This window comes from Streptomyces sp. NPDC058457 (assembly GCF_042720695.1).
In the GTDB taxonomy this organism is placed as follows: Bacteria; Actinomycetota; Actinomycetes; order Streptomycetales; family Streptomycetaceae; genus Streptomyces.
The window spans coordinates 47256-62363 of record NZ_JBHXLU010000051.1 but is presented as its reverse complement, the minus strand read 5'-3'; the positions used below and the strand labels follow the sequence as shown (position 1 = coordinate 62363).

Sequence of the window (15108 nt, the reverse complement as noted above, 5' to 3'; positions counted from 1 at the left end):
GTCTCGTTCGCACCTGCGGCGTCGAATCCCGTCGGCCGGGCGCGCAGCGGCTCCGGAGGGCAGCGGGTGGCGCTCCTGCTCCGGTGTCAGCGGCCCTCCGGGGACTGGTTCGCGGCGGGTGGAGCGGCAGTCTCCGGGATCTGCCGCGTGAAGCTCCGGGAGAGGGCGTCGGCGCCGCGTGCCAGCAGGCCCACGTCCACACCGACCGCGGTGAACGTGGTCCCGAGGTCGATGCACCGTCGCGCGAACGTGGGGTTGGTCGTCAGCACGCCGGCCGGTCTGTCCGTCGCGCGCACGCGTCCGATTGCCTCCTCCACCGCCGCGATGACGCTCGGCGCGTTCGGGTCTCCGGGGTGACCGAGACTGGCGGCCAGGTCGCTGGGGCCGATGAAGATCCCGTCCACGCCGTCGACGGACGCGATTGCCTCGATCTGCTCGATGGCGTGCCGCGATTCGACCTGCACGAGGACGCACAGTTCGGTGTGTGCCAGCTCGGCGTAGTCCTTGACCCGACCGAACCGGGTGGCCCTGGTCAGTGCGGCCACACCGCGGACGCCCAGGGGGGCGTAGCGGGTGGCGGCGACCGCGGCGCGCGCTTCCTCGGCCGACTCGACCTGCGGTATCAGCAGCGACTGCGCGCCTACGTCCAGGAGCCGCTTGATCACGACGGGATCGTTGACCGGGGGACGCACCACTGGCGAGCAGGGATATGGGGCGACCGCCTGGAGTTGTGAGAGCACGGTCGCGACATCGGCGTGCGAGTGCTCGGTGTCGAGGAGCAGCCAGTCGAAGCCAGCGCCGGCGATGATCTCGGCCGGGTACGGGTCGGCCAGCGAGCACCACATGCCGATCAGCTGCTCGCCCCGGGAAAGCGCCGCCTTGAACGCGTTCGGCGGCAGCGGCCACCGGCCCGGCGCGGGCTGCGGCGCGCCTGTCGGCGGGTGGGGCGTGGTCACCGGAACGCCACCCCGATCGAGCCCAAGGGGCCGTAGTCGGCGTGGATGACGGTGTTCGGTTCGACCGAGACGGGTCGGGTGAACGAGCCCGACAGCAGCAGCTGACCGGCTTCGAGGTACCGGCCGACCGCGGCGAGCTTGTTCCCGAGCCAGGCGATGCCTGCCGCCGGGTGTCCCATGACGGCGGCCGAGACGCCGGACTCCTCGATCACCCCGTTCTTCGACAGCGTGGCGGCCACCCACCGGATGTCGACGTCCATCGGGCGTACGACGCGACCGCCGACGACCATGGCCGCGGCGGCGGCGTTGTCCGCGATGGTGTCGGTGATCGAACGCGGCACCTCGGTGCGGTAGTCGATGACCTCGAGGGCGGGGACGACGTACTCCGTCGCCCGTAGGACGTCGTGGACGCGTAGGTTCGGCCCGTGCAGGTCCGCGCCGAGCACGAACGCGAGCTCGACCTCCAGTCTGGGCTTCGTGTAGCGGTCCGCGTCGAGAGTGGCGCCGTCGCCCACGACCATGTCGTCGGTGAGGAAGCCGTAGTCGGGCTCCGTCATCTGCGAGGCCATCTGCATGGCGCGGGACGTCAGTCCGATCTTGTGTCCGACGAGCCGGGCGCCTGCCGCCACACGCTCCGCCGCCCAGAGTTGCTGGATGGCATAGGCGTCGACGATCTCGAGATCGGGATAGGTGTGGCTGAGCTGGGTGATCGGTCGCCGATCGCGGTCGGCCTGTATGAGGGCAGCCGCGGCCGCGCGACGTTCTGCTTCGGTGATCACTGGGTTCCTCTCGGTCGCGTCACGCGCTGTCCGGCTTGTGTCGCGCTTGGGCCGACACGGGCGGGGTCGGCAGCCATGCCTCACCCGGCTCGACGACGAAGGTGAACTCGAGGCTGTACCAGGGCTCGGTCACGTCCGGGTCCGGCGCCGGCTCGTTCTCGTGGCGCTCATAGGTACCGATGAGGCGCTGTACGACGCCGAACTGCGCGTCGGTCTCCAGAATGGGGTCGTCGTGGCTGTAGAGCTGGGAGGCGATGGTCTTGTAACCCGGTTTGTAGATCAGCGCATGGAGATGGGCCGGCCGGAAGGGATGGCGCTTCAGCGCGGCCAGGAGATCGCCCACGGGCCCGTCCGTGGGTATCGGGTAACCGGAAGGCTTGATACTGCGGAAGGCGAAGACCCCTTCCGCGTCGCTGAAGAACTTCCCGCGGAGATTCCACTCGGCCTGCTCGGGATCCTGGTTCTCGTAGAGGCCGGCCGGTGACGCATGCCAGACGTCGACTTCAGCGCCGGCGACCGCGTTCCCCTCGGTGTCGACGATCCGGCCGGAGAAGAACAGCGGCGGTCCCTCGGTGGGCGAGCGGACGATCGACTCGCCGTTGTCCATCCTCGGACTGCCCTGGCGCCAGAACGGGCCGAGCAGGTTCGCCGAGGTCGGATCGTCCTCGGTGCCGTTGTTCATCAGGGAGACCAGCGTCGACAAACCCAGCGAGCCCGCCATCAGCCTGACTTCGTTGTGACTGGACGTGGTGAGCCGCCCCAGCCTCGTCACGATGTCGAGAGAGGCATCGAACTCCTTCTCGGTCAGCCGTACTTCGCGGGCGAAGTCGTGCAGGTGCCGCACCAGAGCCTGGACGATCTCCTTGACGCGCGGGTCGCCGGCCCGCTCCGTCTCGGCAAGTACCGCTGCGGTGAGCTGCTCTTCGTCTTGGATGATCACGTCGGTGTCCCCTGGTGACGGCCGGCCGCCGACTCGCGGCAAGCACTGCCACGCGAGTATCCGAAGGCCGTCCGGCCCGCGCAACGCCACTGTTCATCCAGTGAACAACGAGGCGCCGCGACCTGTACGAAGCTCCGCAGACGGTGTTCGTTCAACGGTCACTGCTGTGGTCTCTCAAGCCGAGTCCATGCAGCATGGCCGGTCAGGACTTTCCACGGGCCTCGGGTTCGCGCGCCCAGGCTCGGAATGTCGGCGAGCCGCCGCACGGACAGGGAGGAAGCCATGTCCAGCCACGACAGTACTGCCCACGTCGGGCCCGAGGCCTCGTGCTGCCCTTACCCGCTCTATGACCGAATGCGAGAACAAGGTGTGGCCTTCGTCGAGGAGGCCAACGCCTTCATGGTCACTCGGGCCGACGACATCGACGCGGTGCTGCGTGATGTCGAGACGTTCTCCTCTCTCGACGCGCTCGGACTCCCGCCGATCGAGCCGGGGAACGAGCCGACGAGGACGGGGTTCTATCTGATCACCAGTGATCCACCGGAACACACCGGGCGCCGTCGCCTGGCGGCCAGGGCGTTCACGTCCCGCCGGATCGCACCCTTCGAGCCGCAGATCCGGGCGATGTCCACGGAGCTGATCGAGGGGCTGCGCGGGCGCGACGAGGTCGATTTCGTGGCCGACTTCGCCGTCAAGCTGCCCATCGCTGTCATCGCCACGGTGCTGGGCGTACCGGAAGCGGACACCGCCGAGATGCGGCGGCTCTCGGAGAAGGTGCTCGCCTTCCTCACCTACTCACCCGACCTGCAAGGCTTCATACGGGCCTGCGAGGAGTTCGGCGCGCTTCTGACGCCGGCACTGGAGGCGGCGGCAGGCGTCGAGGAGGAGACCACCATTCTCCATACGATCGCGGCATCCGGGCTCGGCGCGGAGGACGCCACCCGGTTCGTCCTCGAGCTGCTGTTCGCCGGCAATGTGACGACCGCCGATGCCATCAGCAGCGGCGCCAGGCTGCTGGCCGAGGATCCGCTGCTGGCCGACCAGTTGCGGCAGGACCCGTCGCGGCTGGCCACGTTCCTGGAGGAGTTGCTGCGCCTGGAATCACCGGTTCAGGGGCTGTACCGGACCGCGACCCGTGACACCGAGCTCGGCGGCACCCCGATTCCGGCCGGCGCTCGCCTCCTGGTGAGTTTCGGAGCTGGCAATCGTGACGCGAAGCTGGCCGAACGGCCCGATGAGATCGACCTGGACCGTGTCTCGCCCCACGCGCACCTCGCGTTCGGCCGGGGAGAGCACACGTGCCTGGGGCATGCCCTCGCCCGTGTCGAGGCACGCACGGCTCTGGAGGTGCTGCTGGGCACGGTGCCACGCTTCGAGTTGGCGATTCCAGCGGAGCAGCTCGACTACCAGCCCGGCCTCAACGTGAGGCATCTGCAGTCTCTGCCGCTTCGTCTGCGCTGGTCCTGAAGTACTGTGCGGAGAAGTTGCTGGGGCGGCCTTCCTCCGATCCTGTGCTCCGTCCGAGGCCGAGAGGCTTCCGCCGATGCGCGCACCGGAGGGCTGCCGCAGACGTCCACCACCTCCGCCGACCTGGTGGAGGAGGACGGCGACCAGCGCCTGGATTCGATGCGTACAGGGCGTCGGCGGACTCGTCGCCGCCATAGGAGTTGGAGACGACCTTGGCTCCGGGACGGACCGCGGTGTTCACGGCGGTCCCCAGGTCGTCGAAGCTCGCGGAGTCGGCGCCGGCGTAGAGGATCTTGCAGTCCGGGCAGGCGGCCGAGACCATCTCGAGGTCGAGCATCTCCTCGACGCCCCAGTTCACGTTGGCCTCCAGCAGTGTGGAGCCGCCGTCCTGGTTCACCTGGGTGATGTCGGCCGGTCCGAGACCGAACCGACTGCGGTAGATGTTGAGCGACGCCACCGCGTCCGGATTCGCGTAGGCATCGACGACCGCGGCTGTCGTCGCCCGGGACGCGCCCGTGAGCCCGTACGCTGTCTGCAACTGGGGCGCCGAGAGGCCGTCCTCGTAGTCGGCGGTGACCAGTGGCTGCTGGGACTGGTCGGCGGCTATCTTCACCCCGCAGGCGATGCCGTCCACCACCACGTCACCGCAGACCGACGCCGCCTGACGAGAGCGGTCCAGGATCGGATGGTCCCGTCCAGCCGTCGCGGACCTCGCCAGGTGCCGGGTGTCCGAGAGGTCGAGCAGCTCCTGAGCGCCCGGCGTGTGCGGGGAGACAGCGGCCCGGGAGGAGGACCGGGTACCGACCGGGGCGAGAAAGCCCGAGGGACGCGCGAGGTCGTAGACGTAACCGGCACCGGCGGGATAGTTGTACGAGACCGTGGGCGCGCCCAGCAGCGCGGTGCGGCCGTCGGTGGACAGCGAGACGGAATTACCGGCTCCGGCCAGCACCATCCATCCCGCGTACTCCGAAGGCACCAGCACCGCCTTCGGGGCGTAGTGCTCCCGACCGTTCGAAGACCTGGGCGGCGCCCTGCAGCGTGTTGCGGGCCGGGAGTCCGACCATCAGCGCGGAACCGTCGCACGACGCGGCCACGGAGACGGCGTCACTGGGGTAGTCGGACTTCTGGGTCGGCTGGAGGGTCTCGCCCGTGGTCCAGCCGTCGCCCCGGAGACGGTAGGCGTAGGCGAGACCGTGGCCGTGATAGGGCGCGCTGGCGATCAGCGCTTTCCCGTCACCCGCGAGGGCCACACCGTTGCCGAACCGCTCAGCCGGCACACCGTCGGCGCAGGTGAGCTCGGCGGTCGGGGACCATGCGCCACCGTCCCGGTCGAAGGTGTGGACGGCACCGTCATACTTGGACCGGCCCTTGGCGCCTACCGCGAGTCGTGAGCCGCCGGACGAGAGGGAGATCGCGGACCCGAAGAGGTCGTTGGGCGCGGAGTCGGTGCCGGCGATCTGGGTGGGGTTGGGCCAGCCGCCGTCGACCTTCGCGGAGACGAAGGCCGAGCCTCGCCTCGCGTCATCGAACTGGTCGGCGATGGCGATGGTCGTGCCGTCACCGGATATCGAGACGGAGCCTCCGAAGTCGTCGACCGTGAGCCCGGGCACGGTGAGGGTGGCGCTGAGCTGCCATCCGGCTGTCCGCGTGAGTGCGAACACGTAGGCCCGGCCGCCCTGTTGGAACGGCGCACCGGCCACGATCGTCCGGCCGTCGTCCGAGATGGCCACCGAGAACCCGAGCTTCTGGTACCGCGTGCCGGGAACGTCGAGGACCGTCGGCTGCGCCCAGCCGGTGCGTGTCCTGTCGTAGACGTAGACGGCTCCGTTCAGGTCGTCGGCGGTGGGTGCGTCCAGGACCGCCCGGCGCCCGTTCGCGGAGAGCGCCGAGGACCAGCCGATCGTCGTGCCTTCGGGTGCATCGGCGGTGAGGACGCCGTCGAAGACACCTCTCTCTGCGTCACCGTCGGTTCGGCGGCCGCTATGCCGTCCATGCCAGTGGACCCGAGAATCACCACGGCGGAGACCAACAGGGCCAGGCGGGCTCTGAGACGCCTGAACTTCTTCCGCATCGTCTGCCTTTCATCGGTGGTGCCGAAAGGCTCCCGCGTGTTGCGGGCACCGAGGTATGGCAGACGTGGGTGAATGTTGGGCAACGGGGGGGGTGAATCAACTCGTGCCGAACGGCGCGGGAGCTCCCTCCGGAATGCATCGGTCACGCTGTCACCGGCCAGCACGCCCGGGATTTCGCGGCCGCGTCCCCGCTGATGCCGGTGGCGATCACCGCGGCCCGGGAGAGGATCCGGTGGTTCACGCGCGCCTTGTGGCCACGGCGGCCGGTCCGGTTCCCGCACCATCCGACCACGCCCCGCGGGGTGGCACCCTCCCATGGGTGGACGGCGGGTGCTCGGGGGCGTGGGCCCGCGTGAATCTCCGCTCACCGGCGGACGAGTCATGCCCATCTCTGCCGTCGGGAACGGGAGTTCACGCGGACCCACTCGGAGTCGGAGAAACCGGAACTCTTCTCAGACCCAGCCGACGACCGGTACGAACCGGTTGACCAGGTGGGTGATCTGCCCGTCGGCGTTGACGGTGGCCTGCTCGATGCCGCTCTGTCCGATGAGGCGGCCGTCGGTCCCGCGGGCGGCCTGGATCCAGTGGCACTCCAGCCTGCCGTCGTCGAGCTCCGTGACGGTCCAGAAGTGCTTGCTGTCGGCCATGCCCTTGGCCAGGTGCTCATACACCGCCATGATCGCGGGCAGACCGGTCGCCGGTGGCATGCCGTCGGCGAGCTCGACGGTGGCGTCCGGTGCGAAGATCGACTCAAGCTCCTTCAGGGCCTCGGGCTCGTACGCCGTACGGTCGTAGATACTGATGTAGCGGTCGATGACGGTGTCCTTCACGGGGGTTATCCCGGTCGTTTCGGTCATGTTGTTGCCTCCGTCGTCTCTCAACTCGAACCGGAAACGCTCCGGTTCTGGACTGTGTGTTCTCTCGGGTCAGGTGGCGATCAGGGCGAGCACGGCGTCGCGTCGCTCGCGCAGCAGACGCAGGCCTTCCTCGGCGGCTGCGCGGGTCTCGGCCGGGCCGGCTTCCTCGGGGCCGAGCAGGGCCGTCACCGTGGCGGCCATGACCCGGTGGGGGTCGTCGACGGTGACGACGCTCGGGGCCTGCGGCCCGGTGACGGCGCAGAGGAAGCCGGTCATGAGTGCTTGCAGGGCGTAGGCCTGTTCATCGAGGGGCCAGTCGGTCCGTACCAGTCGGTGCTCGCGCCACACCGGCAGGACCGTGTACATCAGCGCTGTGGGGCCCAACAGGTCGAGCAGTTCCACGCTGCGCGGATGCTGGGCGAGAACGCCCAACAGGTCGTCGTCGCCGGTCTGCATCGCGCGCACGAACGGGTAGCTCACGGCGTTGCGGGCGATCTGCGGCAAGAGCACATGCGGACGGCAGATGGTGGGGTCCGCGCGCAGCGTTTCGATCTCACCCTCCAGGAACGTCAGGAAGTCCCTGGCGAACAGCCCGAACAGAAGGTCGTGCTTGGTGCCCCAGTACAGGTACACCGTGCCCTTGCCGACGTGTGCCTTCTCCGCGATCTCGGCAACGGTCAGCCCTTTGACGCCACGCTTGAGGACCAGTTTCCTGGTCGTGACGAGAATCCGGGCCGCCGTGGCGGAGTCGTGTTCGGCCAGTGCTGTCATCGTCGCTTCCTTGCTGTTTCGCGTGGGCCCATGGGCGCCGAGCCGGTCTCATACCAGGGCGAGGTCGCGGTCCTTGAGCAGGCCGGCCTTGTTGCCGGTCACCATCCGTTTGAGCAGGGGTGAGATACCTGGAGCCCGCATTCCCACGTTCAGGGCCTTGCGTATCGCCAGCTCTTTGCTGTTGGCGGGCACGAAGAACACGCGCTGGTCGAGGCCGTTCTGCTGGAACACGTCCACATGGGGGCGCAGGGTCTGTTCCCATGCGGACAGGGCATGGCGCACATCTGTGGGATTGCGGTCCAGCATCGTACCGAGGAGGTCCGCCCCGGTGATCCCCATCGAGACGCCCATGCCGGCGTAGAGGCTGACGCACCAGGCGGAGTCGCCCACGAGTACGACCCGGCCGCGACACCAGGTGTCCATCCGCGCCTGCTCGACCGAGTCGAACAACAGGTCGTCGGCGGTGTCGAGCGCGTCGAGCACCTCGCCCAGCAGGCGGCCGGTGGGCTCGGAACCGAACGCCGCGCGTACACGCCGGGCCGGCGTCTCGCTGAACTCTGCGTCCACATCGTCGGTGTGGTAGTTGAGCAGCACCGTCTGCAGACCACCGTTGAAGGGGAAGACCCACAGCGACCGGTTGGGCTCGAACAGGGTGGCGCCGTCGTCCGGATGGAGTTCGCTGAGCGGGCCGGGAAGCTGGTAGGCGACCGCCATGTAGTTCATCCGGTGCAGGAACTTCTCGTGTGGTCCGAACACGAGGGACCGCACGGTGGAGCGCAGCCCGTCCGCACCGACCACCAGATCGAACCGCTCCGTGACCGAGGTGTCGTCCATGGTGTCGGTCAGCGTGACGTCCACGCCATGGGCATCCTGTTCGATATGGGTCGGCACCGTCGAGTAGCGGATCTCGACATCGTCGGGCAACGCCATGAAGGCGGCCTCCTCGACATCGCCGCGCACCGTCATCCAGGGAGTGCCGGGCAGGTCGGCGTAACTGAGGGCACCACGCCGACGGCTCCCGGCGCGGTCGAACTCGTACTGGACGGTCCCCGAAGGGGTGCGGTTGCTCAGTTTGTCGAGGATGCCCAGGCGCTGTGCCGGGTGCCGGCCGCCACCGAACAGTGCGATGAAGTACCCGCCGGTGCGCCGGGCGGGGGCCCGCTCGACGACGACCGGCGTCCACCCGATCTGCCGCAGCCGCAAGGCGGCCGCGATTCCGCTGATACCGAGCCCGACCACAAGGGCCCGGCGTTCCTTGCCGCTCTGTACCTCCATGCCTCCATACCTCCTGAGCTGGCAGTTTGCATGAGCTGACCAAATTCGTCATTTGGTCAGCTCACGAGATGGTTCATACAGGAGGGCAGGGCCACGCCAGGCGTGCGAGGAGCCTCGGCCGTCCTGTGGGTGCCGGCGATGAGCCGCAGCTGTCCGCGGCGGGCCGGTCGACGAAGAGGCGGACTGAACCGCCCCGGGTTCGATGGAGTTGTCGGGCTGTCCCGACTCTGGTGGAACCGTGCGTCAGCCGGTGGACAGCGGCTTGATGTTGAAGTTGTGGCTGAACAGGTTGGTGGGGTCGTACTCCGTCTTGATCCTGCGGAGTCGCTCGTACTTGCCGGCTCCGAACACGTCGGCCAGCGCGTTCTCGCCCGGCTCGAAGTTCAGGTTCACGTAGGACGTGCTCAGGTCGAGCAGCGACTTGGTCTTCGTCCATGTGTCGCGGGTCCAGGGCACGATGCGCTCACGGTCCTCGGCGGTGGTGAAGCCGACCTCGACGCCGATGTGCCACTCGGCGGCCCGTCCGCTGTACGCGGTGGCGTCGTCGTCCAGGTCCTGGACCGCGCCGCCGAGCGACTGCACCGCGAAGACCTCGCGCTGGACAGCGCCGGACGAGATCTTGTCGTGGTACTCCACGGCGTGCTCGACCACACCCTCGACGAGGGGCTGGGACAGCTCGCGCGTCAGTCCGGACTTCATGTACCAGCCCGCGCCGTACCCCGCGATCTCGTCGAAGGCCGTCTGTATCACGCGGAAGTCATTGATCGCGACCGCGTCGAACAAGGGCTTGCCCACACTGCGCACCTCGCGCAGGATCTCGTCGTCCGGCTCCCCACGGTAGACGACGTTGGCCACGAGCAGCCGGTGTCCACCCGCCGCCTCCGTGGCGGGCGGGATCTGCTTGGCGTCCAGGCCCAGGGCGCAGGTGATGCTCAGCGTGCGGGGCGCCTGCTTCATGAGCTGCCCGAACCTGTACAGCACCTCGACGGCGTCCGCCATCGAGTAGACCAGCGGACCCCCCTGGACCGGCCCGAGAACCTGCGTATTGCATTCGAACTCGGTGACGACCCCGAAGTTGCCGCCACCGCCGCGCAGGGCCCAGAAGAGGTCGGGATTCTCCTCCGCGCTCGCGTGGATGATCTCGCCCTCGGCCGTGACCAGGCGCAGCCGGACGAAGGAGTCGCAGGTCATGCCGAACGACCGCGTGAGGTAACCGATCCCGCCGCCGAGAGCCAGGCCGGCCAGTCCGGTGTGGGACACGATTCCGGCCGGCATGACCAGCCCGTGCTGGAGGGTCGCGGTGTCCACGCTGCCGAGGAGAGCACCTCCTTGCGCGCGCACGCGCCGCGTCATGGGGTCCGCGACGACGTTCCCCATCCTCGACAGATCCAGCGTTATCCCGTCGTCGCACATCGAGTGGCCGGGGTAGCTGTGGCCGCCGCCGCGAATGGCCAACGGCAGTTCGGCCTCTCGGGCCAGTCGGACGGCGGCGACGACATCGTCGTCGTCGGTGGCCTTGACGACCGCCAGCGGCCTGCGGTCGATGTCCCCGTTCCACAGGCTGCGCGCCGTGTCGTACGAGGGTGACGTGGCCGTGATGACGTCGCCCTTGAACGTGGACAGAAAAGCGGCTCCCCCGGGGACTTTCTCGATCGAGCTCATGTGAACTCCTCTCGGCTGTGTTGGCTTGTGTCCTGATGGACCCGGGGTCAGTGCGCCGCTTCGCGCTTCATGAGGTCCGCGAGGTATTCGCCGACCATCATCGCGGTCGCGTTCGGACCGCGGGACGTGATCGTCGGGAAGATCGAGGTGTCGGCGACCCTCAGCCCGTCGATTCCGTGCACGCGCAGATGCTGGTCCACGACGGCCTGGTCGTCGGAGGCCGGTCCCATCCGGCAGGTGCCCGAAGGGTGGCCGCCGCCGACGCGGTCGAACGCCCATTGGTCCAGCTTCTTGTCGTCGCCCACCGTCTTGGCGTCCAGCCCGACGATCGAGGCGCCGATCCCGCGCAGCCCGGCGGAGTTGAAGATCTCGAACGCCACGCGGATCGCCGCACGGAAGCGAACATGGTCCTGCGGCTCGCTCAACAGGTTCCATCGCAGGTCGGGCAGCTGGTCGGGGTCGCCCGACACGAGCGTGACCGCGCCACGGCTCTCCTGCTTCTCGACGACGATCCCCAGCATCGCGTGTCGCAGCGCGCGCGCCTGCCGTGTGACGGCCTTCGCCGAGGTGCCGCGCATCGCCTTGGCGGCTTGGACGGGCCGCGCGAAGACGTCCGTCATGCCCAGCATGTCGCTGTTCTTCGTGACGAACGGAAGGATCTCCAGATCCGAGCCTTCGTCGGTCCAGTGGAGCACGGAGGTCATCGCACCGCGCTCGGGCTGCTTGACCAGATCGAGGCGCGAGTCCCACGCGGCGCTCACCATGGGATGGTCCGTCATGTGCCGGCCGACGCCGGACAGGTCGTGGACGACGTCGACGCCGTGTTCCCGCAGGTGTTCCGCCGGGCCGATACCCGAGACCATCAGCAGGTGCGGCGAGCGCAGCGCTCCGGCCGAGATGACGATCTCGTCCCCGCGGAAGACCTGAGGGCGGCCGTCGACGATGGCCTCGATGCCCACCGCGCGCGACTTCTCGGTCAGCACGCGCCGCGCGACCGCGTTGCCCACGATGGTGAGGTTCGGCCGGCCCGTCGCGGGCAGCAGGTAGGCGAGGGCGGTGCCGATCCGGCGGCCCTCGAAGATGTTCAGCGGGACGGGTCCCACACCGCCCTCGGGCCGAGGGTCGTTCTTGTCCGGGTCGGGCCCGAAGCCCAGGGCGTGACAGCCGTCGTCGAACGCCGACGTGAACTCCGGGGCCCGGTCCAGGGGCTCGCGCATGACCGGGATCGGCCCGTCGGAGCCATGGGCGTCCCCGTCGAAGTCGAGGTCACGCTCCATGCGCTTGTAGTACTGCTGAACCTTGTCGAAGGCCCACTCGTCGTTGCCGAGCTTGACCCAGGTGTCGAAGTCGTCCTTGAGGCCCCGGATGTAGTAGCACCCGTTGATCGAGCTGGAGCCTCCCAGCCCCTTGCCGCGCGGATAGGGGATGCGGAGGCCGGGCCGGACCTCTCCCATGTAGGCCCAGTTGTTCGGGTGCCCGGGTGCTCCGGCGGCGACGATGGCGGGGGCCAGCAGCTCCTGGGGCATCTCCTCGGCGGTCGAGTAGACCGGGCCGCCTTCCAGCAGGAGCACGGTGAGGTCGGGATCCTCACTGAGTCTCGCCGCGAGGGCCCCGCCGGTGGATCCCGCACCCACGATGATCACGTCAAATGTTCCAGCCACAAGTCCGCTCCGTTCTCGGGTTCAGACATGCGGGACGCGCTGATTGCGGCTCAGTCGTCCCTGTGCGGTCGCCGGCGGCTCACGGGAAGACTCCCGGGCATCCGTCGTCGGCGACTGACTGGCAGTCAAGTCTGCCCGAATACTGACACCCGTCAGACCGCGCGTCAACCGCCTCGTTCCGAGAGGTTTCGCCGCGATCGACAGCCCCCGCACAGGCTCGGGTCGGGGCATGCATACCTCTTGACGCCGCTGGTCGGCGGGGGCATTCTGTGGCGCACTGACTGGCAGTCAGTCCCCTTCGGCGGGGCCGTGCCTCCGACCGGACACGGAACAGGTCCGCAGTCTCCGGTCGCGGTGGCGCGAGCACCCCCGTTCATCAGTGGCGGCGTGCGGTCGCCGACCGACCCCAGTGCCGTGCGGTCTTCAGTCGATCCATGTCAGCCCTCCCGTCGAGAGAGCGACCGCGCATGCGGTCCGGTCACGGACGAGGCAGAGGCCGGTCCGAGAACCCCGTTTCTTGAGAGCGACTGATCCCGAGGCACGTGTGAGGAGAACCCGATGGCGATTGTTGACCAGTCCAAAACCAGGATCGACGGCAGGTGGGAGATCACGTTGCGCCCGGACCTGAGTCCTGCGCACAGCGCGGTGCTGGAGTTGTCCCGGGACGGCGACTCGCTGTCGGTGAAGATCGAAAGCGCCGACGGCTCGGGCACCGGCGAAGGGGTGGTGGACGGGAGCCGGCTCTCGTGGACGGGGACCTTCGGGCATCTGCCGGCTCCGTGGCGGTTCAGCGCGGAGGTCGACGGGGATGTCCTGCAGGGGCGAGCGGAGGCGGAGTTCGGCCAGTTCAAGATGATCGCGTCGATGGAGGGCGTGCGCGCCGGTTCCGATGCCCGGGTGGGGTTTCGTGAGGGCTCGGAGGCCCTTGTCGAGACACTGACCGCGTGCGGGGTGGAGTACGTCTTCGGCTACTCCGGCGGCATGACCACCTCCGTGCAGCGGAGCGTCGTCGGGCAGGGCGTGCAGAACATGAACGCCCGCAACGAGTTGTCGGCGGCATGGATGTCGTACGGCTACAACCGCGTGAAGCGGCGGGCCGCCTCGGCGACGCTGATGTGGTGTGTCGGCTCGCTGCACGCGGCGCCCGTGGTGCTCGCGGCCAAGCTCGACTCCACACCCCTGGTGTACATGCTGATGGAGAACTCGGCGGTGTGGGATCTTCGCGACGCGTTGCAGGACGGCACGGAGCTGTATTCGGCGTTCAAGCCTTTGGCGAAGTACGTCAGGCGGATCGTCGACGGCCAGGACCTGCCGCTGGCCGTGCGCCAGGCAGTGCTCGCGGCGAGCACCGGCAAGTTCGGCCCGGCGGTGCTCGACCTGACGCACGAGGCGATGTACCAGAAGACCACGATCAAGACCGAGCCGCTCACGCTGCCGTCGCCGCCCGCGGCGGACGAGGAAGCGGTGCAGCGGACGATCGAGCTGATCAAGTCGGCCACCAGGCCGGTGCTGCTCGCGGGCGCGGGGATCCACATGGCCGACGCGACGGCCGAACTGCGCCGGTTCGTCGAGGCCACCGGGATCCCGGTCGTCTCCAGCGGTCCGGGCGGTCGGGGGGTGCTGCCCGACGACCATCCCCTGTACGCGGGCGACATGACCGGCTGGGGCTACTTCGGCACCGGCACCCGACTGGCCGAAGAGGCCGACCTGTGGATCGCGGTCGGGTTCTCGTTCTCGCAGACGGCGACCGCGTCGTGGTCGCTGGCCAAGCCGGAGAAGGTCGTCCACGTCGATGTCGAGCAGTCGCAGCTGGGACGGATCTTCCAGCCGACCGTCGGCGTCGTCGCCGACGCCGGCAAGTTCCTGGCCCAGCTCAACGGCCGGCTGGAGGCATCCGGCCTCCAGCGTGCGGACGGCGGCGAACCGGCCACGCTGGCGGAGATCGCCCGGGCCAAGGAGTCCTACCTTGAACTCCTGCGCTCCTTCACCGGGGCCGACCCGATCATGCCCGCCGCCGTCGGCCAGGCGCTGTCGGAGGAGGTCCCGCCGGACACCATCCTCGTCAACGACGAGGGCTTCATGGTGCCCGGGATGGTCTTCCGGGAGGACAAGTACCCGTCCGGGTTCGCCAACCCGCTGGGCTTTCACTACGACTCGCTGGGGTCGACGCTGCCCGTGGCGATCGGCGCCAAGCTCGCCGCGCCCGACCGGCTGGTGGTCAGCGTCGGCGGCGACGGCGGCTTCTACTACGACTGCAGCGACCTCTCCGTGCTTGCCGAGCGCAACCTCAAGGTCGTGTGCATCCTGCTCAACAACGGCGGCCTGTACGGCGGCCGACGCGGCCGTGAGCACGGCGTCAACGCGCTGCCCCTGACACACTGGACGGACCTTCCCGAGGAGACCGACTACACCACGATCGCCAGGAGCATGGGAGTGCCCGGCGAACGGGTCGAGAAGGCGGACGACATCGCGCCGGCGATCCGGCGCGCGATCGAAGCGGACGGCCCCTACTTCATCGAGGTGATGACGTCAGGGAGCACCCTGCACCTCTCGCTCAACGGGTGGCCCGACCCGGACCCCAAGACCATCCGCAAATTCGGCCACGGCGACCGTTCCGTGGAGGGCTCGTGGCCGAGCTGACGCGCAACGGCCCGATGCGCTCGGTGAC

The 15108-nt window shown here is 68.8% G+C and carries 12 protein-coding genes; 2 read left to right on the top strand and 10 right to left on the bottom strand.

What is annotated here, in order from left to right:
* Positions 1 to 86: 86 nt before the first annotated feature.
* The 3 genes from ACFWPS_RS32580 to ACFWPS_RS32570 are packed head-to-tail and all read right to left on the bottom strand — an operon-like array spanning position 87 to position 2675.
* Positions 87 to 956 carry an aldolase/citrate lyase family protein gene (locus tag ACFWPS_RS32580; RefSeq protein WP_383711528.1) on the bottom strand — a complete coding sequence of 290 codons (870 nt, stop codon included), beginning with the start codon at positions 954 to 956 and terminating at the stop codon, positions 87 to 89.
* On the bottom strand, positions 953 to 1735 hold the full coding sequence (hpaH, locus tag ACFWPS_RS32575) for a 2-oxo-hept-4-ene-1,7-dioate hydratase (protein ID WP_383711525.1): 783 nt from the start codon (positions 1733 to 1735) through the stop codon (positions 953 to 955). Before hpaH ends, ACFWPS_RS32580 begins: the two co-directional genes overlap by 4 nt.
* Positions 1736 to 1754: 19 nt before the next feature.
* Positions 1755 to 2675, bottom strand: a complete 921-nt coding sequence (locus ACFWPS_RS32570) for a dioxygenase (RefSeq protein ID WP_383711523.1) — start codon at positions 2673 to 2675, stop codon at positions 1755 to 1757.
* Positions 2676 to 2957: 282 nt separating this feature from the next.
* Here ACFWPS_RS32570 and ACFWPS_RS32565 point away from each other — a divergent pair, with 282 nt between their 5' ends.
* The gene (locus ACFWPS_RS32565) at positions 2958 to 4142 is read left to right on the top strand and encodes a cytochrome P450 (protein ID WP_383711521.1); all 1185 of its coding nucleotides are present in this window, start codon (positions 2958 to 2960) and stop codon (positions 4140 to 4142) included.
* Here the strand turns inward: ACFWPS_RS32565 and ACFWPS_RS32560 are convergent.
* The 7 genes from ACFWPS_RS32560 to mftG form a co-directional block, all read right to left on the bottom strand.
* Positions 4093 to 5118 carry a hypothetical protein gene (locus tag ACFWPS_RS32560; RefSeq protein ID WP_383711519.1) on the bottom strand — a complete coding sequence of 342 codons (1026 nt, stop codon included), beginning with the start codon at positions 5116 to 5118 and terminating at the stop codon, positions 4093 to 4095. The two genes, ACFWPS_RS32565 and ACFWPS_RS32560, sit on opposite strands and share 50 nt — an antisense overlap.
* A complete protein-coding gene (locus tag ACFWPS_RS32555; protein ID WP_383711516.1) occupies positions 5072 to 5872 on the bottom strand; it encodes a hypothetical protein in 801 nt (266 codons plus the stop codon). The genes ACFWPS_RS32560 and ACFWPS_RS32555 overlap by 47 nt, the downstream gene beginning before the upstream one ends.
* A 794-nt stretch (positions 5873 to 6666) precedes the next feature.
* The gene (locus ACFWPS_RS32550; RefSeq protein WP_383711513.1) at positions 6667 to 7071 is read right to left on the bottom strand and encodes a nuclear transport factor 2 family protein; all 405 of its coding nucleotides are present in this window, start codon (positions 7069 to 7071) and stop codon (positions 6667 to 6669) included.
* Between the two features lie 69 nt (positions 7072 to 7140).
* Positions 7141 to 7842 carry a TetR/AcrR family transcriptional regulator gene (locus ACFWPS_RS32545; protein WP_383711510.1) on the bottom strand — a complete coding sequence of 234 codons (702 nt, stop codon included), beginning with the start codon at positions 7840 to 7842 and terminating at the stop codon, positions 7141 to 7143.
* A gap of 48 nt (positions 7843 to 7890) precedes the next feature.
* Entirely contained in the window at positions 7891 to 9117 is a 1227-nt protein-coding gene (locus tag ACFWPS_RS32540; RefSeq protein WP_383711507.1) for an FAD-dependent monooxygenase, read from the bottom strand.
* 243 nt (positions 9118 to 9360) lie between these two features.
* Positions 9361 to 10779: an FAD-binding oxidoreductase gene (locus tag ACFWPS_RS32535; protein WP_383711505.1), complete on the bottom strand. Its 1419-nt coding sequence runs from the start codon at positions 10777 to 10779 to the stop codon at positions 9361 to 9363.
* Between the two features lie 47 nt (positions 10780 to 10826).
* Positions 10827 to 12440, bottom strand: a complete 1614-nt coding sequence (mftG, locus tag ACFWPS_RS32530; RefSeq protein WP_383711502.1) for a mycofactocin system GMC family oxidoreductase MftG — start codon at positions 12438 to 12440, stop codon at positions 10827 to 10829.
* A 558-nt stretch (positions 12441 to 12998) separates the two neighbouring features.
* Between mftG and ACFWPS_RS32525 the strand changes: the two genes are divergently transcribed.
* Positions 12999 to 15080 (top strand): thiamine pyrophosphate-binding protein, encoded by a 2082-nt coding sequence (locus tag ACFWPS_RS32525; protein WP_351716191.1) that lies wholly within the window; start codon positions 12999 to 13001, stop codon positions 15078 to 15080.
* The last annotated feature ends 28 nt before the right edge of the window (positions 15081 to 15108 follow it).